This window comes from Salmonella sp. SAL4457, from assembly GCF_046548235.1.
GTDB classification, from domain to species: Bacteria; Pseudomonadota; Gammaproteobacteria; order Enterobacterales; family Enterobacteriaceae; genus Salmonella; species Salmonella enterica.
This window is the reverse complement of sequence record NZ_JBGDZO010000008.1, coordinates 1-15,950: the sequence shown is the minus strand read 5'-3', so window position 1 is coordinate 15,950 and position 15,950 is coordinate 1. Positions and strand designations below refer to the sequence as shown.

Sequence of the window (15,950 nt, the reverse complement as noted above, 5' to 3'; positions counted from 1 at the left end):
TGCTTTATGCCGCACGTTTTGCTAAGAAAGATTTATAAATGCATAAAATGCAGACAGGAATATATTGAAAAAATGACGAGGATGACAGCAGTATTTCATGCCGCCCCCACATAACTGCGTGAGGGCGGCTTTCTTTTGGCGTTAGCCGGTGTTGCGCATACCGGCGGCGACGCCCGCAATCGTGACCATCAACGCCTGTTCGACGCGAGGATCGGGCGATTTGCCCTGCTCTTCAGTCAGACGGGAACGATACAGCAACTCGGCCTGCAACACGTTTAATGGATCGGTATAAACGTTTCTTAACTGAATGGACTCCGCAATCCACGGTAAGTCGGCCATCAGGTGCGAATCGTTGGCAATCGCCAGCACCACTTTAATGTCTTCTTCCAGCAGGTCTCGTAGCTCTTTGCCCAGCGGCCATAGCGTTTTCGCCACCAGACGCTGATCGTAATAGTCGGCCAGCCACAGGTCGGCTTTCGAGAATACCATTTCCAGCATCCCAAGACGCGTGGAGAAGAACGGCCAGTCGCGGCACATGGCTTCCAGTTCGCTTTGTTTACCGTCTTCCACCACTTTTTGCAGCGCAGTACCCGCGCCCAGCCAGGCTGGCAGCATCAGGCGGTTTTGCGTCCAGGCGAAGATCCACGGAATCGCGCGCAGCGATTCGACGCCGCCAGTTGGACGACGTTTCGCCGGACGTGAGCCGAGCGGCAATTTGCCCAGCTCTTGTTCCGGCGTCGCGGAGCGGAAGTACGGTACAAAGTCTTTATTTTCGCGCACGTAACCGCGGTAGGTTTCACAGGAGATGACGGAAAGCTCATCCATAATATGACGCCAGCTGTCTTTCGGTTCCGGCGGCGGCAGCAGGTTTGCTTCCAGAATTGCGCTGGTGTAGAGCGACAGGCTGCTGACGGTGACTTCCGGCAGGCCGTATTTGAAGCGGATCATCTCGCCCTGCTCGGTCACGCGCAGACCGCCTTTCAGACTGCCTGGCGGTTGCGAAAGCAGCGCCGCGTGGGCTGGCGCGCCGCCACGGCCAATAGAGCCGCCGCGGCCGTGGAAGAGGGTAAGCTCGATGCCAGCTTTTTCACAAGTTTTGATCAGGGCGTCCTGCGCCTGATACTGCGCCCATGACGCGGCCATAACGCCGGCGTCTTTCGCCGAGTCGGAGTAGCCGATCATGACCATCTGCTTACCCTGAATCAGCCCGCGATACCAGTCGATATTCAACAACTGGGTCATCACGTCGTCGGCATTGTTCAGGTCGTCGAGGGTTTCAAACAGCGGCGCGACCGGCATGGCAAAGCCGATACCTGCCTCTTTCAGCAACAGATGCACAGCCAGCACATCAGACGGCGTTTTCGCCATTGAAATTACGTAGGCGGCGATCGATCCTTTTGGCGCTTCGGCAATAACCTTGCAGGTTTCAAGCACTTCGCGGGTATCGTTGCTCGGCTCCCAGTTACGCGGCAGCAGCGGACGTTTGGAGTTCAGCTCGCGGATCAGGAAGGCCTGCTTGTCGGCTTCCGACCAGCTTTCGTAGTCGCCAATACCAAGGTAGCGGGTAATTTCGCCCAGCGCTTCGGTATGGCGGGTGCTCTCCTGACGGATATCAATACGCACCAGCGGTACGCCGAAACACTTCACGCGGCGGAGCGTGTCGAGTAACTCGCCGTTGGCGATAATGCCCATGCCGCAGGCCTGTAACGACTGGTAGCAGGCGTACAGAGGTTCCCAGAGCTGTTCGTTTTGCGTCAGCAGGCCAGCCGGTTTGGGCAGCTTCTCGCCTTTCAGACGCGCTTCCAGCCAGGACTGGGTCGCCATCAGACGGGCGCGCAATTTTTTCATCAGGTAGCGATACGGCTCAGACGCGCCTTCTTCGCCCACTAACGCCAGCAGCTCCGGCGTGGCGTCGACCATCGACAGTTCTGATACCAGAACATGAATGTCTTTCAGGAACAGATCGGTGGCTTTCCAGCGGCTTAACAAGAGCACGTGGCGGGTGATATCCGCCGTCACGTTCGGGTTGCCGTCACGGTCGCCGCCCATCCAGGAGGTAAAACGTACCGGCACAAAATCCACCGGCAATTTGTAGCCGAGATTTTCTTCCAGCTGTTCGTTCAGTTCACGCAGATAGTTAGGTACGCCCTGCCACAGGCTGTTCTCAACCACGGCGAAGCCCCATTTGGCTTCATCCACCGGGCTTGGACGCTGCTTGCGGATCTCATCCGTATGCCAGGATTGGGCAATCAACTGGCGCAGGCGACGCATTACCTGGTGGCGTTCGTAGTCGGCGATATCGGTATTATCAAGCTGTTTCAGACAGTTGTTGATTTCACCCATCTTGTGAATAAGCGTACGGCGGGTAATTTCTGTCGGGTGGGCGGTTAGCACCAACTCCAGAGACAGCGACTCTACCGCTTTTTTGATGGTTGCGTCGTTGAGGTCCGGTTGGTTTTTCAGTTTACGCAGAGTACGGGCAATCACTTCCGGGTTGCTGGCGGCTTCGCCTTTTGGCGAAATGCTGTGGTATTGCTCGGCAGTATTGGCCAGGTTCAGGAACTGACTAAACGCGCGCGCAACTGGCAGCAGCTCGTCATTAGACAAATTTTGTAGCGTGGTGAGCAGCTCCTGGCGATTAGCTTCATTGCCGGCGCGTGAAGATTTGGATAGCTTACGGATTGTTTCTACGCGATCAAGAATGTGTTCTCCCAGCGCATCCTTGATGGTTTCTCCCAGCACCTTGCCGAGCATACTGACATTACTACGCAACGCGGAATATTGTTCGTTCATATGACCCCAGACACCCCATCTTTAATGTAATTGCCCTGTCTCTTTCATGCCACAGCGGCAGTGGCTGCGCTCGCCCGTATGCCAGCTCTCCGGAATGGGCTCGTTTGCCGCCTTGCTGTGACGTGAAATTTTTCGGACTTTGCTTTTTAGCCGTCTTTTATAAAGCCACGTAAAACCCGTGGCGTCAATTACTGCGAAATCGGTTCAGCAAACGAAAAAATGGCGGTAATTTATTAAAGTTAATTCGCATCGTGCCAAATAAGAAATGCTTATGAACATGTGGCGTAGAGACGCCGGATGGCGCTGCGCTTATCCGGCCTACAAGACGGGGTAGGCCCGGTAAACATCACGTCACCGGGCAATATGCATTAATGCCAGCAAAAATGGTGTACTACCTGGGTAATCAATTCCCGGGTTGGCTTAATAAAACGCGTTTCGAGATATTCATCCGGCTGATGCGCCTGATTAATTGAGCCCGGACCAAGCACCAGCGTTGGGCATAATGTCTGCATAAACGGCGCTTCAGTACAGTAGTTCACCACGTCGGTTTTCGTTCCCAACAGTTTTTCTACTACTTCAACCAGTTGGTGGTCCGGTGGACACTCATAACCTGGAATCGGCGGATGTAATTCCGCCACCGTCAGGCGGCCCGGCCAGCGTTCGCTTACCGGGGCCAGCGCGTCGTTAAGCAGTCCATTAAGGTCGTTTAACGTCATGCCCGGCAGTGGACGAATATCCATATGCAATTCGCAGCAGGCGCAGATACGGTTTGAGGCATCGCCGCCGTGAATATGGCCCAGATTCAGCGTTGGATACGGAACGGTAAACGCCTCGTAGTGATACCGCGCTTTCAGCGAGTCACGCAGTTGCATGATATGGCCAATCGCATCGTGCATCAGTTCAATGGCGTTAACCCCACGCGCCGGGTCGCTGGAATGACCGGACTGCCCCAGGACGCGAACGACATTAGAGATATGCCCTTTGTGCGCGCGTATCGGTTGCAACGACGTCGGTTCGCCAATGATCGCGCAGTCCGGACGTAATGCCGTGGTTTCGGAAAAATAACGCGCCCCCGCCATGCTGGTCTCTTCATCGGCGGTCGCCAGAATGTAGAGCGGCTTTTTCAACTTTGTGACGTCAACGTCACGTAGCGCGTCCAGAATAAAAGCGAAGAAGCCTTTCATATCCGCAGTGCCCAGGCCATAGAGCTTATTGTCATGCTCGGTCAGCGTGAACGGGTCGCGCGTCCAGCGTCCGTCATCAAAGGGAACCGTGTCGGTATGGCCGGTCAGCAGCAAACCGCCCGCGCCATGTCCGGTGCTGGCGAGCATATTAAATTTGTTTCGCGTTCCTGGAACCGGTTGAACCTCTACGTTGAAACCAAGATCGCTGAACCAGCCTGCAAGCAAAGTGATTAAAGACGCATTACTTTGATCCAGGGATTCTTCGGTTGCGCTTATCGACGGTGTGGCAATCAAAGCGCGGTAAATCTCGATAAATGGCGGTAAAACGTTTTTCATTGTTGACACACCTCAGGTCATGATAGTATCAATATTCATGCATTAATTATGAATAAAAATACATTAACGTTGAGCATAAAGGAACCCGATGTTGAATACGCTGATTGTAGGCGCTAGCGGTTATGCGGGCGCAGAGCTTGTAAGCTACGTAAATCGCCACCCACATATGACCATAACCGCTTTGACCGTCTCAGCGCAAAGCAATGATGCAGGAAAGTTAATTTCTGATTTACATCCGCAGTTAAAAGGGATTGTCGACCTGCCATTGCAACCGATGTCGGATGTACGTGACTTTAGCGCAGATGTTGATGTGGTGTTCCTGGCGACAGCGCATGAAGTGAGCCACGATCTGGCACCGCAGTTTTTACAGGCCGGATGCGTCGTATTCGATCTTTCCGGCGCGTTTCGGGTAAACGATCGCGCCTTCTATGAAAAATATTACGGATTTACTCATCAGTATCCTGAGCTGCTGGAGCAGGCGGTGTACGGTCTGGCGGAGTGGAATGCCGATAAACTGAACACGGCGAATCTGATTGCGGTTCCTGGTTGCTATCCAACCGCAGCGCAGTTGTCGCTAAAACCGCTGATTGACGGCGGGCTTCTGGATCTGACGCAGTGGCCGGTAATTAATGCCACCAGCGGGGTGAGCGGCGCGGGGCGCAAAGCGGCAATTTCGAACAGTTTCTGTGAAGTGAGTCTGCAACCGTATGGCGTGTTTACGCATCGTCATCAGCCGGAAATCGCCGTCCATCTGGGCGCGGAGGTCATCTTCACCCCGCATCTGGGGAATTTTCCGCGCGGGATTCTGGAAACCATTACCTGCCGCCTGAAAGCGGGAGTAACCCATGCGCAGGTCGCCGACGTGTTGCAAAAAGCCTATGGCGACAAACCGCTGGTGCGCCTGTATGACAAAGGCGTTCCGGCGTTAAAGAACGTCGTCGGGCTGCCGTTCTGCGATATTGGTTTTGCCGTCCAGGGCGAACATCTGATTGTGGTGGCAGCCGAAGACAACTTGTTGAAAGGCGCAGCGGCGCAAGCAGTACAGTGCGCTAATATTCGTTTTGGCTTCGCTGAAACGCAGTCTCTTATTTAAGGGTGAAATGATGAATCCATTAATTATCAAGCTGGGTGGCGTATTACTGGATAGCGAAGAGGCTCTGGAACGTCTTTTTACCGCGCTGGTCAACTATCGTGAGTCCCATCAGCGTCCGCTGGTGATTGTTCATGGCGGCGGTTGCGTGGTGGATGAGCTGATGAAAGGGCTGAATTTGCCCGTGAAAAAGAAAGACGGCCTGCGCGTGACGCCTGCCGATCAGATTGGCATCATTACCGGCGCGCTGGCGGGAACCGCTAACAAAACTCTGCTGGCCTGGGCGAAGAAACACCATATCGCCTCTGTTGGTCTGTTTCTGGGCGATGGCGACAGCGTAAACGTGACTCAACTCGATGAAGCGTTAGGCCACGTCGGGCTGGCGCAGCCGGGGTCGCCGAAGCTGATTAACATGCTGCTGGAAAACGGCTTTCTGCCGGTGGTCAGCTCCATTGGCGTAACAGACGACGGCCAACTGATGAACGTCAACGCCGATCAGGCGGCAACCGCGCTGGCGGCGACGCTGGGGGCCGATCTGATCCTGCTTTCCGACGTGAGCGGTATTCTGGACGGCAAAGGCCAGCGTATCGCCGAAATGACGGCGTCCAAAGCCGAGCAGCTTATCGACCAGGGCATTATTACCGACGGGATGATTGTGAAAGTGAATGCGGCTCTCGATGCTGCGCGGGCGCTGGGGCGCCCGGTGGATATCGCTTCCTGGCGTCATGCGGAGCAACTGCCTGCGCTGTTTAACGGCACGCCGATTGGCACGCGTATTCTGGCTTAACTATTTGTTCGCCCGATGGCGGCTGCGCCTTATCGGGCCTGCGTGAACAGAAATTATAGGCCGGATAAGCGTAGCGCCATCCGGCAGTGAAATTCGAAGAATTAAGGAAGTCTATTATGGCACTTTGGGGTGGGCGTTTTACACAGGCGGCAGACCAGCGGTTTAAACAATTCAATGATTCGTTGCGCTTCGATTACCGTCTGGCGGAGCAGGATATTGTCGGTTCTGTGGCCTGGTCTAAAGCATTGGTCACGGTAGGCGTACTGACTGCCGATGAGCAACGACAGTTGGAAGAAGCGCTGAACGTGTTGCTGGAAGAGGTTCGCGCGAATCCGCAGCAAATCCTGCAAAGCGATGCGGAAGATATCCATAGCTGGGTGGAAGGTAAGCTCATCGACAAAGTGGGTCAGTTGGGTAAAAAGCTGCACACCGGACGCAGCCGTAACGATCAGGTGGCGACGGACCTGAAACTGTGGTGCAAAGAGACGGTGAGGGAACTGCTTACCGCTAACCGCCAGCTACAGAGCGCGCTGGTGGAAACCGCGCGGGCGAACCAGGACGCGGTAATGCCGGGATATACCCATCTGCAACGCGCGCAGCCAGTGACTTTCGCCCACTGGTGTCTCGCGTATGTCGAAATGCTGGCGCGCGATGAAAGCCGCCTGCAGGACACGCTTAAACGTTTGGACGTGAGTCCGCTAGGCTGCGGCGCATTGGCGGGCACGGCCTATGAAATTGACCGTGAACAATTGGCAGGCTGGCTGGGCTTTACGTCTGCGACTCGCAACAGCCTGGACAGCGTGTCCGATCGTGACCACGTACTGGAACTGCTTTCTGATGCGGCTATCGGCATGGTGCATCTGTCACGCTTCGCGGAAGATCTGATTTTCTTTAATTCTGGTGAAGCGGGCTTTGTAGAGCTTTCTGACCGCGTGACTTCCGGTTCATCGTTAATGCCGCAGAAGAAAAACCCGGACGCGCTGGAGCTGATTCGCGGTAAGTGCGGTCGCGTACAAGGGGCGCTAACCGGCATGATGATGACTTTAAAAGGTCTGCCGCTGGCGTATAACAAAGATATGCAGGAAGACAAAGAAGGGCTGTTCGATGCGCTCGATACCTGGCTTGACTGCCTGCATATGGCGGCGTTGGTGCTGGACGGTATTCAGGTGAAACGCCCATGTTGTCAGGACGCGGCGCAACAGGGGTATGCCAACGCCACGGAGCTGGCGGATTACCTGGTCGCGAAAGGCGTGCCGTTCCGCGAAGCGCACCATATTGTCGGCGAAGCGGTGGTAGAAGCCATTCGCCAGGGTAAGCCGCTGGAAGCGTTGCCGCTGGCCGATTTACAGAAATTCAGCCGCGTGATTGGCGACGATGTGTATCCGATATTGTCTTTGCAGTCGTGTCTGGATAAACGGGCGGCAAAAGGCGGCGTTTCTCCGCAGCAGGTGGCGCAGGCCATCGACGATGCCAGGGCGCGCCTCGCGTTGTAGGCCTTATAAGCGTAGCGCCATCAGGCAATACTGCCCGGCCGAGCATCAGCGACGCCGGGCTTTTTTACGCAAAAAAAAAAGCGGACCAGAGGTCCGCAAAAGTTCACGTTGGCTTTAGTTATTTCGGGTTCGAGAGATACCCTCTAAACGGGCGGTGTCTTCAAGGGTTAAACGAGAAACCGCTCCGTTCTGTGATGTATTATTAATCAGAAAGGTTGATAGGGATAATCGTTCGTTGCTATGCTACCTATCGCCATGAACTATCGTGGCGACGGAGGATGAATAATGAATATTCGTGATCTTGAATATCTGGTGGCGTTAGCCGAACATCGCCATTTCCGGCGAGCGGCGGACTCCTGTCACGTCAGCCAGCCAACCCTTAGTGGGCAAATACGTAAGCTGGAAGATGAGCTGGGCGTTATGCTGCTGGAGCGTACGAGCCGTAAGGTGCTGTTTACCCAGGCGGGCTTACTGCTGGTGGATCAGGCGCGTACCGTACTGCGTGAGGTCAAGGTGCTCAAGGAGATGGCAAGCCAACAAGGCGAGACGATGTCCGGCCCGCTGCATATTGGTTTAATCCCAACGATTGGTCCCTATTTGCTGCCGCTTATCATTCCAATGTTGCACCAGACTTTCCCGAAGCTGGAAATGTATCTGCATGAGGCGCAAACGCATCAGCTGTTAGCGCAACTCGATAGCGGCAAGCTTGACTGCGCTATTCTGGCGCTGGTGAAAGAGAGCGAGGCGTTTATCGAAGTGCCGCTGTTTGATGAGCCCATGATGCTGGCTATTTATGAGGATCATCCGTGGGCGAATCGCGATCGCGTGCCGATGTCCGATCTGGCGGGCGAGAAATTGCTGATGCTGGAAGATGGCCACTGTCTGCGCGATCAGGCGATGGGGTTTTGTTTTGAAGCGGGAGCGGATGAAGATACCCATTTCCGGGCGACCAGTCTGGAAACGCTGCGCAACATGGTGGCGGCGGGCAGTGGTATTACACTACTCCCGGCGCTGGCCGTACCGCAGGAGCGTAAGCGCGACGGCGTGGTTTATCTGCCATGCATTAAGCCGGAGCCGCGTCGTACCGTGGGGCTGGTTTATCGCCCGGGATCGCCGCTGCGTAGCCGTTATGAGCAACTGGCAGAGGCCATCCGTGGCGCAATGGATGGCCATTTCGACAAGGCGTTAAAACAGGCGGTTTAAGCCGTTCAACGCCGCAACCCGATAAGCTTCCGCCATGGTTGGGTAGTTAAAGGTGGTGTTAACGAAGTATTCGATGGTGTTACCGCCACCTTTCTGCTCCATGATCGCCTGGCCGATATGAATAATTTCGGCGGCGCGTTCGCCAAAGCAGTGAATCCCCAGAATTTCTTTGGTTTCGCGGTGGAAGAGAATTTTTAGCGTGCCGACGTTCATGCCGACGATTTGCGCTCGCGCCAGATGCTTAAACTGCGCGCGGCCCACTTCGTAAGGCACTTTCATTGCCGTTAACTGCTGCTCGGTTTTGCCGACAGAACTGATTTCCGGAATGGTATAAATCCCGGTGGGGATATCTTCGATAAGATGCGCGGTCGCTTCGCCTTTCACCAGCGCCTGCGCTGCAATACGCCCCTGATCGTAAGCGGCGGAGGCCAGACTGGGATAGCCAATCACGTCGCCCACCGCATAGACGTGCGGCAGGGCGGTCTGGTACATACTGTTGACTTTGAGCTGTCCACGGCTGTCTGTTTCCAGACCAATATTCTCCAGCGCCAGCGAATCGGTGTTACCGGTACGGCCATTAGCATAGAGCAGGCAGTCAGCCTTCAGTTTTTTGCCGGATTTCAGGTGCATGATGACGCCATCATCGCAGCCTTCGATTTTCTCATACTCTTCATTGTGGCGAATAACCACGCCGCTATTCCAGAAATGGTAAGAGAGAGAGTCGGACATCTCCTGATCGAGAAAGGCCAGCAGGCGATCGCGGGTGTTGATCAGATCCACTTTCACATCCATACCGCGGAAGATGGACGCATATTCGCAGCCGATAACGCCGGCGCCGTAAATAATAACGTGGCGCGGTTCATGGTGGAGACTCAGGATTGAGTCGCTGTCATAAATGCGCGGATGCGAGAAATCCACATCACTGGGATGGTAAGGACGCGAACCACAGGCAATAACAAATTTTTCTGCCGTCAGGGTTTCAACCGTGCCGTCATGGCATTCCAGCGCCAGGGTATGTTCGTCAATAAAATGGGCGTTGCCCTGCAATATTTCACAGTGGTTACGCTCATAAAACCCCTGACGCATACGCGTTTGTTGATTAATCACGTTATCGGCATGATTAAGGATGTCGGCGAAAGAAGAACGAAGGAGACGGGAGTGGTCGCTATAGAGCGGGTTTTGATTAAATTCAATAATGCGGCTGACGGCGTGGCGAAGGGCTTTGGATGGGATGGTGCCCCAGTGGGTACATCCGCCGCCAACGTTATGATAACGCTCAATCACCGCGACGCGTGCTCCTTGCTTAACCAGACCCATTGCAGCGCCTTCACCGCCGGGGCCTGACCCTATGACGACTGCATCATAATCCCAGGAATGTGGCATGGTATTACTCACCTGTTTTTATACATAAAATAAACACGATGATAACATTTGCCCAGCTTTAACCCAATTATCGTTGTGCTTTTTTGCGAAGCCGGAGCACAAACTGTCTGTAAACAATCATTCACAATCCAGTGTGAACCCGTTACTTTTATTCTCTGGTATAGTGCCGAATAAGGCATATGGAAGGATTCAGACATTGTGATGGGTGTTAGAGCGCAACAAAAAGAAAAAACCCGGCGTTCGCTGGTGGAAGCCGCATTCAGCCAACTGAGCGCTGAGCGGAGTTTCGCCAGCCTGAGTTTGCGTGAGGTGGCGCGTGAAGCGGGCATTGCGCCAACGTCGTTTTACCGTCATTTTCGCGATGTCGATGAACTCGGTCTGACGATGGTGGATGAAAGCGGTCTGATGCTGCGTCAGTTGATGCGTCAGGCGCGACAGCGCATCGCGAAAGGCGGCAGCGTCATTCGCACGTCGGTCTCCACATTTATGGAGTTTATCGGCAACAACCCCAACGCCTTCCGTCTGTTGTTGCGCGAGCGTTCCGGCACTTCAGCGGCGTTTCGTGCCGCCGTCGCGCGGGAGATTCAGCATTTTATTGCGGAACTTGCCGACTATCTGGAACTCGAAAACCATATGCCGCGCGCGTTTACTGAAGCCCAGGCCGAAGCGATGGTGACTATTGTCTTTAGCGCGGGCGCAGAGGCGTTGGACATCGGCGCTGAACAGCGTCGGCAATTAGAAGAGCGGCTGGTATTGCAACTGCGCATGATTGCGAAAGGGGCGTATTACTGGTATCGCCGTGAGCAAGAGAAAATAGCACATCATTCCGAATAACGTGAAGGACGAGTAATGAAACAGTCAGGTCAAGATAAAGGTACGCTGTTGCTGGCGCTCATCGCTGGCTTATCGATTAACGGCACATTCGCAGCGCTGTTTAGCGCTATTGTGCCGTTCTCCGTATTCCCGGTTATCTCGCTGGTGCTGACGATATATTGCCTGCATCAGCGCTACCAAAATCGTACTATGCCGGTAGGTTTGCCGGGGTTGGCCGCCGCTTGTTTCATTCTTGGCGTTTTACTGTATAGCACCGTCGTGCGTGCAGAATATCCGGATATTGGCTCTAATTTCTTCCCGGCGGTGCTGTCGGTGATTCTGGTATTCTGGATTGGCTTTAAACTGCGTAACCGCAAGGAGGACACCGCGGAATAGTGTGCGAATGCCGGATGGCGGTATAACCGGCCATCCGACGTACATTTTACCTTGCGGTGAGTAATACCCCGCATTCCATATGATGTGTATACGGGAACTGATCGAATAGCGCCAGGCGAGACACCGTGTGCGTCTGGCTTAACGTTTCCAGGTTTTTGCACAACGTTTCCGGATTGCAGGAAATGTACAGAATACGTGGATAAGCCTGCACCATTTTTTCCGTTTCGCTGTCCAGACCGCTGCGCGGCGGATCGACAAAAATGGTTTCGCACTGATAGCCCTTCAGGTCGATCCCCTGCAGGCGGTTAAACTCACGAACGCCATTCATCGCCTGGGTAAACTCTTCCGCCGCCATGCGAATAATTTGCACATTATCAATATGATTAGCGGCAATATTGTACTGTGCGGCAGCGACGGACGGTTTGGCGATTTCGGTTGCCAGCACGCGGTTAAAATTGCGCGCCAGCGCTAAAGAAAAATTGCCGTTGCCGCAATACAACTCAAGCAGATCGCCTTTTGAGTCTTTCGTCACCTCCAGCGCCCACTCTAACATCTGAATATTCATGGCGGCGTTTGGCTGCGTAAAGCTGTTTTCGACCTGGCGGTAGATCATCTCTTTACCTGCCACAGGCAGACGCTCATCAATATAATCCTGATCCAATTCGATTTTGGTTTTAGTGGCCCGGCCAATCAGGTGTACGTTCAGACCTTGCGCGCGTAAAGCATCGCGTAACGCAGTGGCAGCTTCACGCCACTCTTCGTCCAGCTTCTTATGGTACAGCAACGACACTACCGCCTGGTTGCTCAAGGTCGTGAGATAATCCATCTGGAACAGCTTATGCCGCAGTGCATGATTATCGCGCACGCCGGCAATCATCGCCTTCATTAAGGTATTAATCAGTTGGCTGGCCGCCGGGAAGGTGTCAACGCGAATCCGGCTTTTGGTCTGCTGATCAAACATAATGTGGTACAGGTCATCGCCGTCATGCCACAGGCGAAATTCCGCACGCATACGATAGTGACTGACCGGCGAGCGAAATACTTCCGGAACCAGGTCAGAAAACGGCGCCATCATACTCTGCAAGCGCGCCACTTTTTCGGCTAGCTGCGCCTCATACTGTTCTGTCGGAAGATGTTCGGGGGTCATATCGCATCCTGAATAATAAAAGTACGCGGGGATTGTAGGGATTGCTCAGTGGATGTCCAGCTATTGATGATTTCTGATTTGTGATGCGCGGTCTGGACAGGGTGTTGTGACAGACGGTAGCATCCGTGGGCCGGTCCTGTGAGTTAATAGGGAATCCAGTGAAAATCTGGAGCTGACGCGCAGCGGTAAGGAAAGGTGAGATGAGAGCGTAAGCAGACACTGCCTCCGGCGGGAAGTCATCATTTCTGCTATCCAGCCAACGGATAACCCTCCAAGCCCGAAGACCTGCCGGCTAACGTCGCATCTGGTTTTTCATCATCGCGTACTATCGATGAAGCCTGCGGCATCCTTCTTATATTGTGGATGCTTTACAATGATTAAAAAAGCTACGCTGCTGACGGCGTTTTCCGTCACGGCCTTTTCCGCTTGGGCGCAGGACACTAGCCCGGATACCCTGGTTGTCACCGCCAACCGTTTTCAGCAGCCGCGCAGCGCGGTTCTGGCGCCCGTTACCATCGTGACGCGTCAGGATATTGAACGCTGGCAATCGACCTCCGTAAATGATGTTCTGCGCCGTTTGCCTGGCGTCGATATTGCGCAGAGCGGCGGCGCCGGACAAAACTCCTCCATTTTCATTCGCGGCACCAACTCCAGCCATGTACTGGTATTGATTGACGGCGTGCGTCTGAATTTAGCAGGCGTGAGCGGGTCCGCCGATCTCAGCCAGTTCCCGGTGTCGCTGGTACAGCGCATTGAATATATTCGCGGTCCGCGCTCCGCTATTTATGGTTCCGATGCTATCGGCGGCGTAGTGAATATCATTACGACGCGCGATAACCCAGGCACAGAATTAACCGCTGGATGGGGAAGCAATAGCTACCAGAATTACGACATCTCGACGCAACAGCAACTTGGCGAAAACACGCGGGCGACGTTGATCGGCGATTACGAATACACCAAAGGGTTTGACGTGGTAGCGAAAGGCGGTACCGGGATGCAGGCGCAGCCTGACCGGGACGGCTTTTTGAGTAAAACGCTTTATGGCGCGTTAGAGCATACCTTTTCTGATCGCTGGAGCGGATTCGTGCGTGGTTATGGCTACGATAACCGTACCGATTACGACGCCTATTACTCGCCGGGCTCGCCGCTGATTGATACACGCAAACTTTATAGCCAAAGCTGGGACGCCGGGCTGCGCTTTAATGGCGAACGTATTCAGTCTCAGCTGGTTTCAAGCTATAGCCACAGTAAAGATTACAACTATGATCCGCACTATGGCCGGTATGATACCTCCGCCACGCTGGATGAGATGAAACAGTACAATGTTCAATGGACCAACAGTGTGGTCGTGGGGCACGGTAATGTTGGGGCGGGCGTAGACTGGCAGAAACAGACTACCACGCCAGGTACCGGCTATGTGCCCGAGGGATATGACCAGCGTAATACCGGGGTTTACCTGACAGGATTACAACAGTTGGGTGACTTCACTCTGGAAGCGGCGGCGCGCAGTGATGACAACTCCCAGTTTGGTCGTCATGGTACATGGCAAACCAGCGCGGGATGGGAGTTTATAGAAGGTTATCGCTTTATTGCCTCCTACGGAACCTCCTACAAAGCGCCTAATTTGGGCCAACTGTATGGTTATTACGGTAATCCGAACCTGAATCCTGAAAAGAGTAAACAGTGGGAAGGCGCATTTGAAGGGCTAACCGCTGGCGTCAGCTGGCGTATTTCAGGTTATCGTAACGATATTAATGACATGATCGATTATGACGATCATCTGCAAAAATATTACAACGAAGGTAAGGCGCGCATTAAAGGTATTGAGGCGACGGCGAATTTCGATACCGGACCGTTAACGCATACGGTCAGTTACGATTACGTTGATGCGCGTAATGCGATTACCGATACGCCATTACCGCGGCGTTCCAAACAGATGGCAAAATATCAACTTGACTGGGACGTTTACGATTTTGACTGGGGGGTGACATATCAATACCTTGGTTCCCGCTATGATTCGGACTACTCCGCTTACCCATACCGGACAGTAAAAATGGGCGGCGTCAGTTTATGGGATCTTACGGTTGCATATCCGGTCACCTCACATCTGACAGTTCGTGGTAAAATAGCCAACCTGTTCGACAAAGATTACGAGACAGTTTATGGCTACCAAACTGCAGGACGAGAATACACCTTGTCTGGCAGCTACACCTTCTGAACCACGTCCCACCGTGCTGGTATTTGATTCCGGCGTCGGTGGATTGTCGGTCTATGATGAGATTCGGCGGCTCCTGCCGGATCTCCACTATATATATGCTTTCGATAACGTGGCTTTCCCCTACGGGGAAAAGAGTGAAACGTTTATCGTCGAGCGCGTTGTCGAGATTGTGACTGCGGTACAGCAGCGCTATCCCCTTTCACTGGCGGTGATTGCCTGTAATACCGCCAGTACGGTCTCACTTCCCGCATTACGTGAAAAGTTTGCCTTCCCGGTGGTGGGCGTTGTGCCTGCGATTAAACCAGCGGCGCGGCTGACCGCCAATGGCGTCGTCGGGCTACTGGCGACGAGAGCCACGGTCAAACGTCCTTATACTCACGAGCTGATTGCGCGCTTCGCTAATGAATGTCAGATAGCGATGTTGGGGTCGGCAGAACTGGTGGAACTGGCGGAAGCTAAACTACATGGCGACTCGGTATCGCTGGAAGAGCTGCGCCGCATATTACGCCCATGGCTACGAATGCCGGAGCCGCCTGACACGGTCGTTCTGGGGTGTACGCATTTCCCTCTATTACGGGACGAGCTTTTGCAAGTCCTGCCCGAAGGGACGCGGTTAGTGGATTCCGGCGCGGCGATAGCGCGTCGTACAGCCTGGCTGTTGGAACATGAAGCGCCGGATGCGAAATCAACCGATGCCAATATTGCTTATTGCATGGCAATGACGCTAGGAGCTGAACAATTATTACCCGTTTTACAGCGTTATGGCTTTGAAACGCTCGAAAAACTGCCGGTTTAATGGCGTTTTGGGTAAATACCAGGCACTTGAGAAATTATTTTAAATTTCCTCTTGTCAGGCAGAAATAACTCCCTATAATGCGCCACCACTGACACGGAACAACGGCACACAGGCCGCCGGGTCAGCGGGGTTCAGACCAGAACCTCACGGAGAAAAGCGAAAATAAACGCTTGACTCTGAAGCGGGAAAGCGTAATATGCACACCCCGCGCCGCTGAGAAAAAGCGAAGCGGCACTGCTCTTTAACAATTTATCAGACAATCTGTGTGGGCACTCGAAGATACGGATTCTTGACGTCCTCGGACGAAAAAT

12 protein-coding genes and 1 riboswitch are annotated in these 15,950 nt (G+C 53.8%); of the genes, 8 read left to right on the top strand and 4 right to left on the bottom strand.

Annotation, left to right across the window (positions count from 1 at the left end; all coding sequences use genetic code 11):
• Positions 1-141: 141 nt before the first annotated feature.
• Positions 142-2,793 carry a phosphoenolpyruvate carboxylase gene (gene ppc / locus ACLJNW_RS20215; protein WP_001005548.1) on the bottom strand — a complete coding sequence of 884 codons (2,652 nt, stop codon included), beginning with the start codon at positions 2,791-2,793 and terminating at the stop codon, positions 142-144.
• Positions 2,794-3,161: 368 nt separating this feature from the next.
• Positions 3,162-4,313: an acetylornithine deacetylase gene (gene argE / locus ACLJNW_RS20210; protein WP_000800208.1), complete on the bottom strand. Its 1,152-nt coding sequence runs from the start codon at positions 4,311-4,313 to the stop codon at positions 3,162-3,164.
• 88 nt (positions 4,314-4,401) lie between these two features.
• Between argE and argC the strand changes: the two genes are divergently transcribed.
• From argC to oxyR, 4 genes are all read left to right on the top strand, one after another.
• On the top strand, positions 4,402-5,406 hold the full coding sequence (argC, locus tag ACLJNW_RS20205; protein WP_000935335.1) for an N-acetyl-gamma-glutamyl-phosphate reductase: 1,005 nt from the start codon (positions 4,402-4,404) through the stop codon (positions 5,404-5,406).
• 7 nt (positions 5,407-5,413) lie between these two features.
• Positions 5,414-6,190: an acetylglutamate kinase gene (gene argB / locus ACLJNW_RS20200; RefSeq protein ID WP_001575262.1), complete on the top strand. Its 777-nt coding sequence runs from the start codon at positions 5,414-5,416 to the stop codon at positions 6,188-6,190.
• 116 nt (positions 6,191-6,306) lie between these two features.
• On the top strand, positions 6,307-7,683 hold the full coding sequence (gene argH, locus ACLJNW_RS20195) for an argininosuccinate lyase (protein ID WP_023204377.1): 1,377 nt from the start codon (positions 6,307-6,309) through the stop codon (positions 7,681-7,683).
• Between the two features lie 285 nt (positions 7,684-7,968).
• The gene (gene oxyR, locus ACLJNW_RS20190; RefSeq protein WP_001025919.1) at positions 7,969-8,886 is read left to right on the top strand and encodes a DNA-binding transcriptional regulator OxyR; all 918 of its coding nucleotides are present in this window, start codon (positions 7,969-7,971) and stop codon (positions 8,884-8,886) included.
• Here the strand turns inward: oxyR and sthA are convergent.
• On the bottom strand, positions 8,869-10,269 hold the full coding sequence (gene sthA / locus ACLJNW_RS20185) for a Si-specific NAD(P)(+) transhydrogenase (protein WP_001120791.1): 1,401 nt from the start codon (positions 10,267-10,269) through the stop codon (positions 8,869-8,871). The genes oxyR and sthA overlap by 18 nt on opposite strands.
• A gap of 198 nt (positions 10,270-10,467) precedes the next feature.
• On the opposite strand from sthA, the gene fabR reads away from it, so the two are divergent.
• Together fabR and ACLJNW_RS20175 are read left to right on the top strand one after the other, a co-directional pair.
• The gene (gene fabR / locus ACLJNW_RS20180; protein ID WP_000971958.1) at positions 10,468-11,103 is read left to right on the top strand and encodes an HTH-type transcriptional repressor FabR; all 636 of its coding nucleotides are present in this window, start codon (positions 10,468-10,470) and stop codon (positions 11,101-11,103) included.
• Between the two features lie 15 nt (positions 11,104-11,118).
• Positions 11,119-11,478, top strand: coding sequence for a YijD family membrane protein (locus ACLJNW_RS20175; protein ID WP_023204378.1), 360 nt, complete (start codon positions 11,119-11,121; stop codon positions 11,476-11,478).
• A gap of 46 nt (positions 11,479-11,524) precedes the next feature.
• On the opposite strand, the gene trmA is transcribed toward ACLJNW_RS20175, so the two are convergent.
• Positions 11,525-12,625, bottom strand: a complete 1,101-nt coding sequence (trmA, locus tag ACLJNW_RS20170) for a tRNA (uridine(54)-C5)-methyltransferase TrmA (protein WP_000186971.1) — start codon at positions 12,623-12,625, stop codon at positions 11,525-11,527.
• Between the two features lie 114 nt (positions 12,626-12,739).
• Positions 12,740-12,933, top strand: a riboswitch (cobalamin riboswitch).
• A 65-nt stretch (positions 12,934-12,998) separates the two neighbouring features.
• On the opposite strand from trmA, the gene btuB reads away from it, so the two are divergent.
• Entirely contained in the window at positions 12,999-14,843 is a 1,845-nt protein-coding gene (btuB, locus tag ACLJNW_RS20165) for a TonB-dependent vitamin B12 receptor BtuB (protein ID WP_000591403.1), read from the top strand.
• The gene (gene murI, locus ACLJNW_RS20160) at positions 14,788-15,639 is read left to right on the top strand and encodes a glutamate racemase (RefSeq protein ID WP_038803909.1); all 852 of its coding nucleotides are present in this window, start codon (positions 14,788-14,790) and stop codon (positions 15,637-15,639) included. The genes btuB and murI overlap by 56 nt, the downstream gene beginning before the upstream one ends.
• Positions 15,640-15,950: the final 311 nt, after the last annotated feature.

What these genes read in the sequence shown, in the direction of transcription:
- ppc (WP_001005548.1), bottom strand. Translation starts at nt 2,793, where the DNA reads ATGAACGAACAATATTCCGCGTTGCGTAGTAATGTCAGTATGCTCGGC.
- argE (WP_000800208.1), bottom strand. Translation starts at nt 4,313, where the DNA reads ATGAAAAACGTTTTACCGCCATTTATCGAGATTTACCGCGCTTTGATT.
- argC (WP_000935335.1), top strand. Translation starts at nt 4,402, where the DNA reads ATGTTGAATACGCTGATTGTAGGCGCTAGCGGTTATGCGGGCGCAGAG.
- argB (WP_001575262.1), top strand. Translation starts at nt 5,414, where the DNA reads ATGATGAATCCATTAATTATCAAGCTGGGTGGCGTATTACTGGATAGC.
- argH (WP_023204377.1), top strand. Translation starts at nt 6,307, where the DNA reads ATGGCACTTTGGGGTGGGCGTTTTACACAGGCGGCAGACCAGCGGTTT.
- oxyR (WP_001025919.1), top strand. Translation starts at nt 7,969, where the DNA reads ATGAATATTCGTGATCTTGAATATCTGGTGGCGTTAGCCGAACATCGC.
- sthA (WP_001120791.1), bottom strand. Translation starts at nt 10,269, where the DNA reads ATGCCACATTCCTGGGATTATGATGCAGTCGTCATAGGGTCAGGCCCC.
- ACLJNW_RS20175 (WP_023204378.1), top strand. Translation starts at nt 11,119, where the DNA reads ATGAAACAGTCAGGTCAAGATAAAGGTACGCTGTTGCTGGCGCTCATC.
- trmA (WP_000186971.1), bottom strand. Translation starts at nt 12,625, where the DNA reads ATGACCCCCGAACATCTTCCGACAGAACAGTATGAGGCGCAGCTAGCC.
- btuB (WP_000591403.1), top strand. Translation starts at nt 12,999, where the DNA reads ATGATTAAAAAAGCTACGCTGCTGACGGCGTTTTCCGTCACGGCCTTT.
- murI (WP_038803909.1), top strand. Translation starts at nt 14,788, where the DNA reads ATGGCTACCAAACTGCAGGACGAGAATACACCTTGTCTGGCAGCTACA.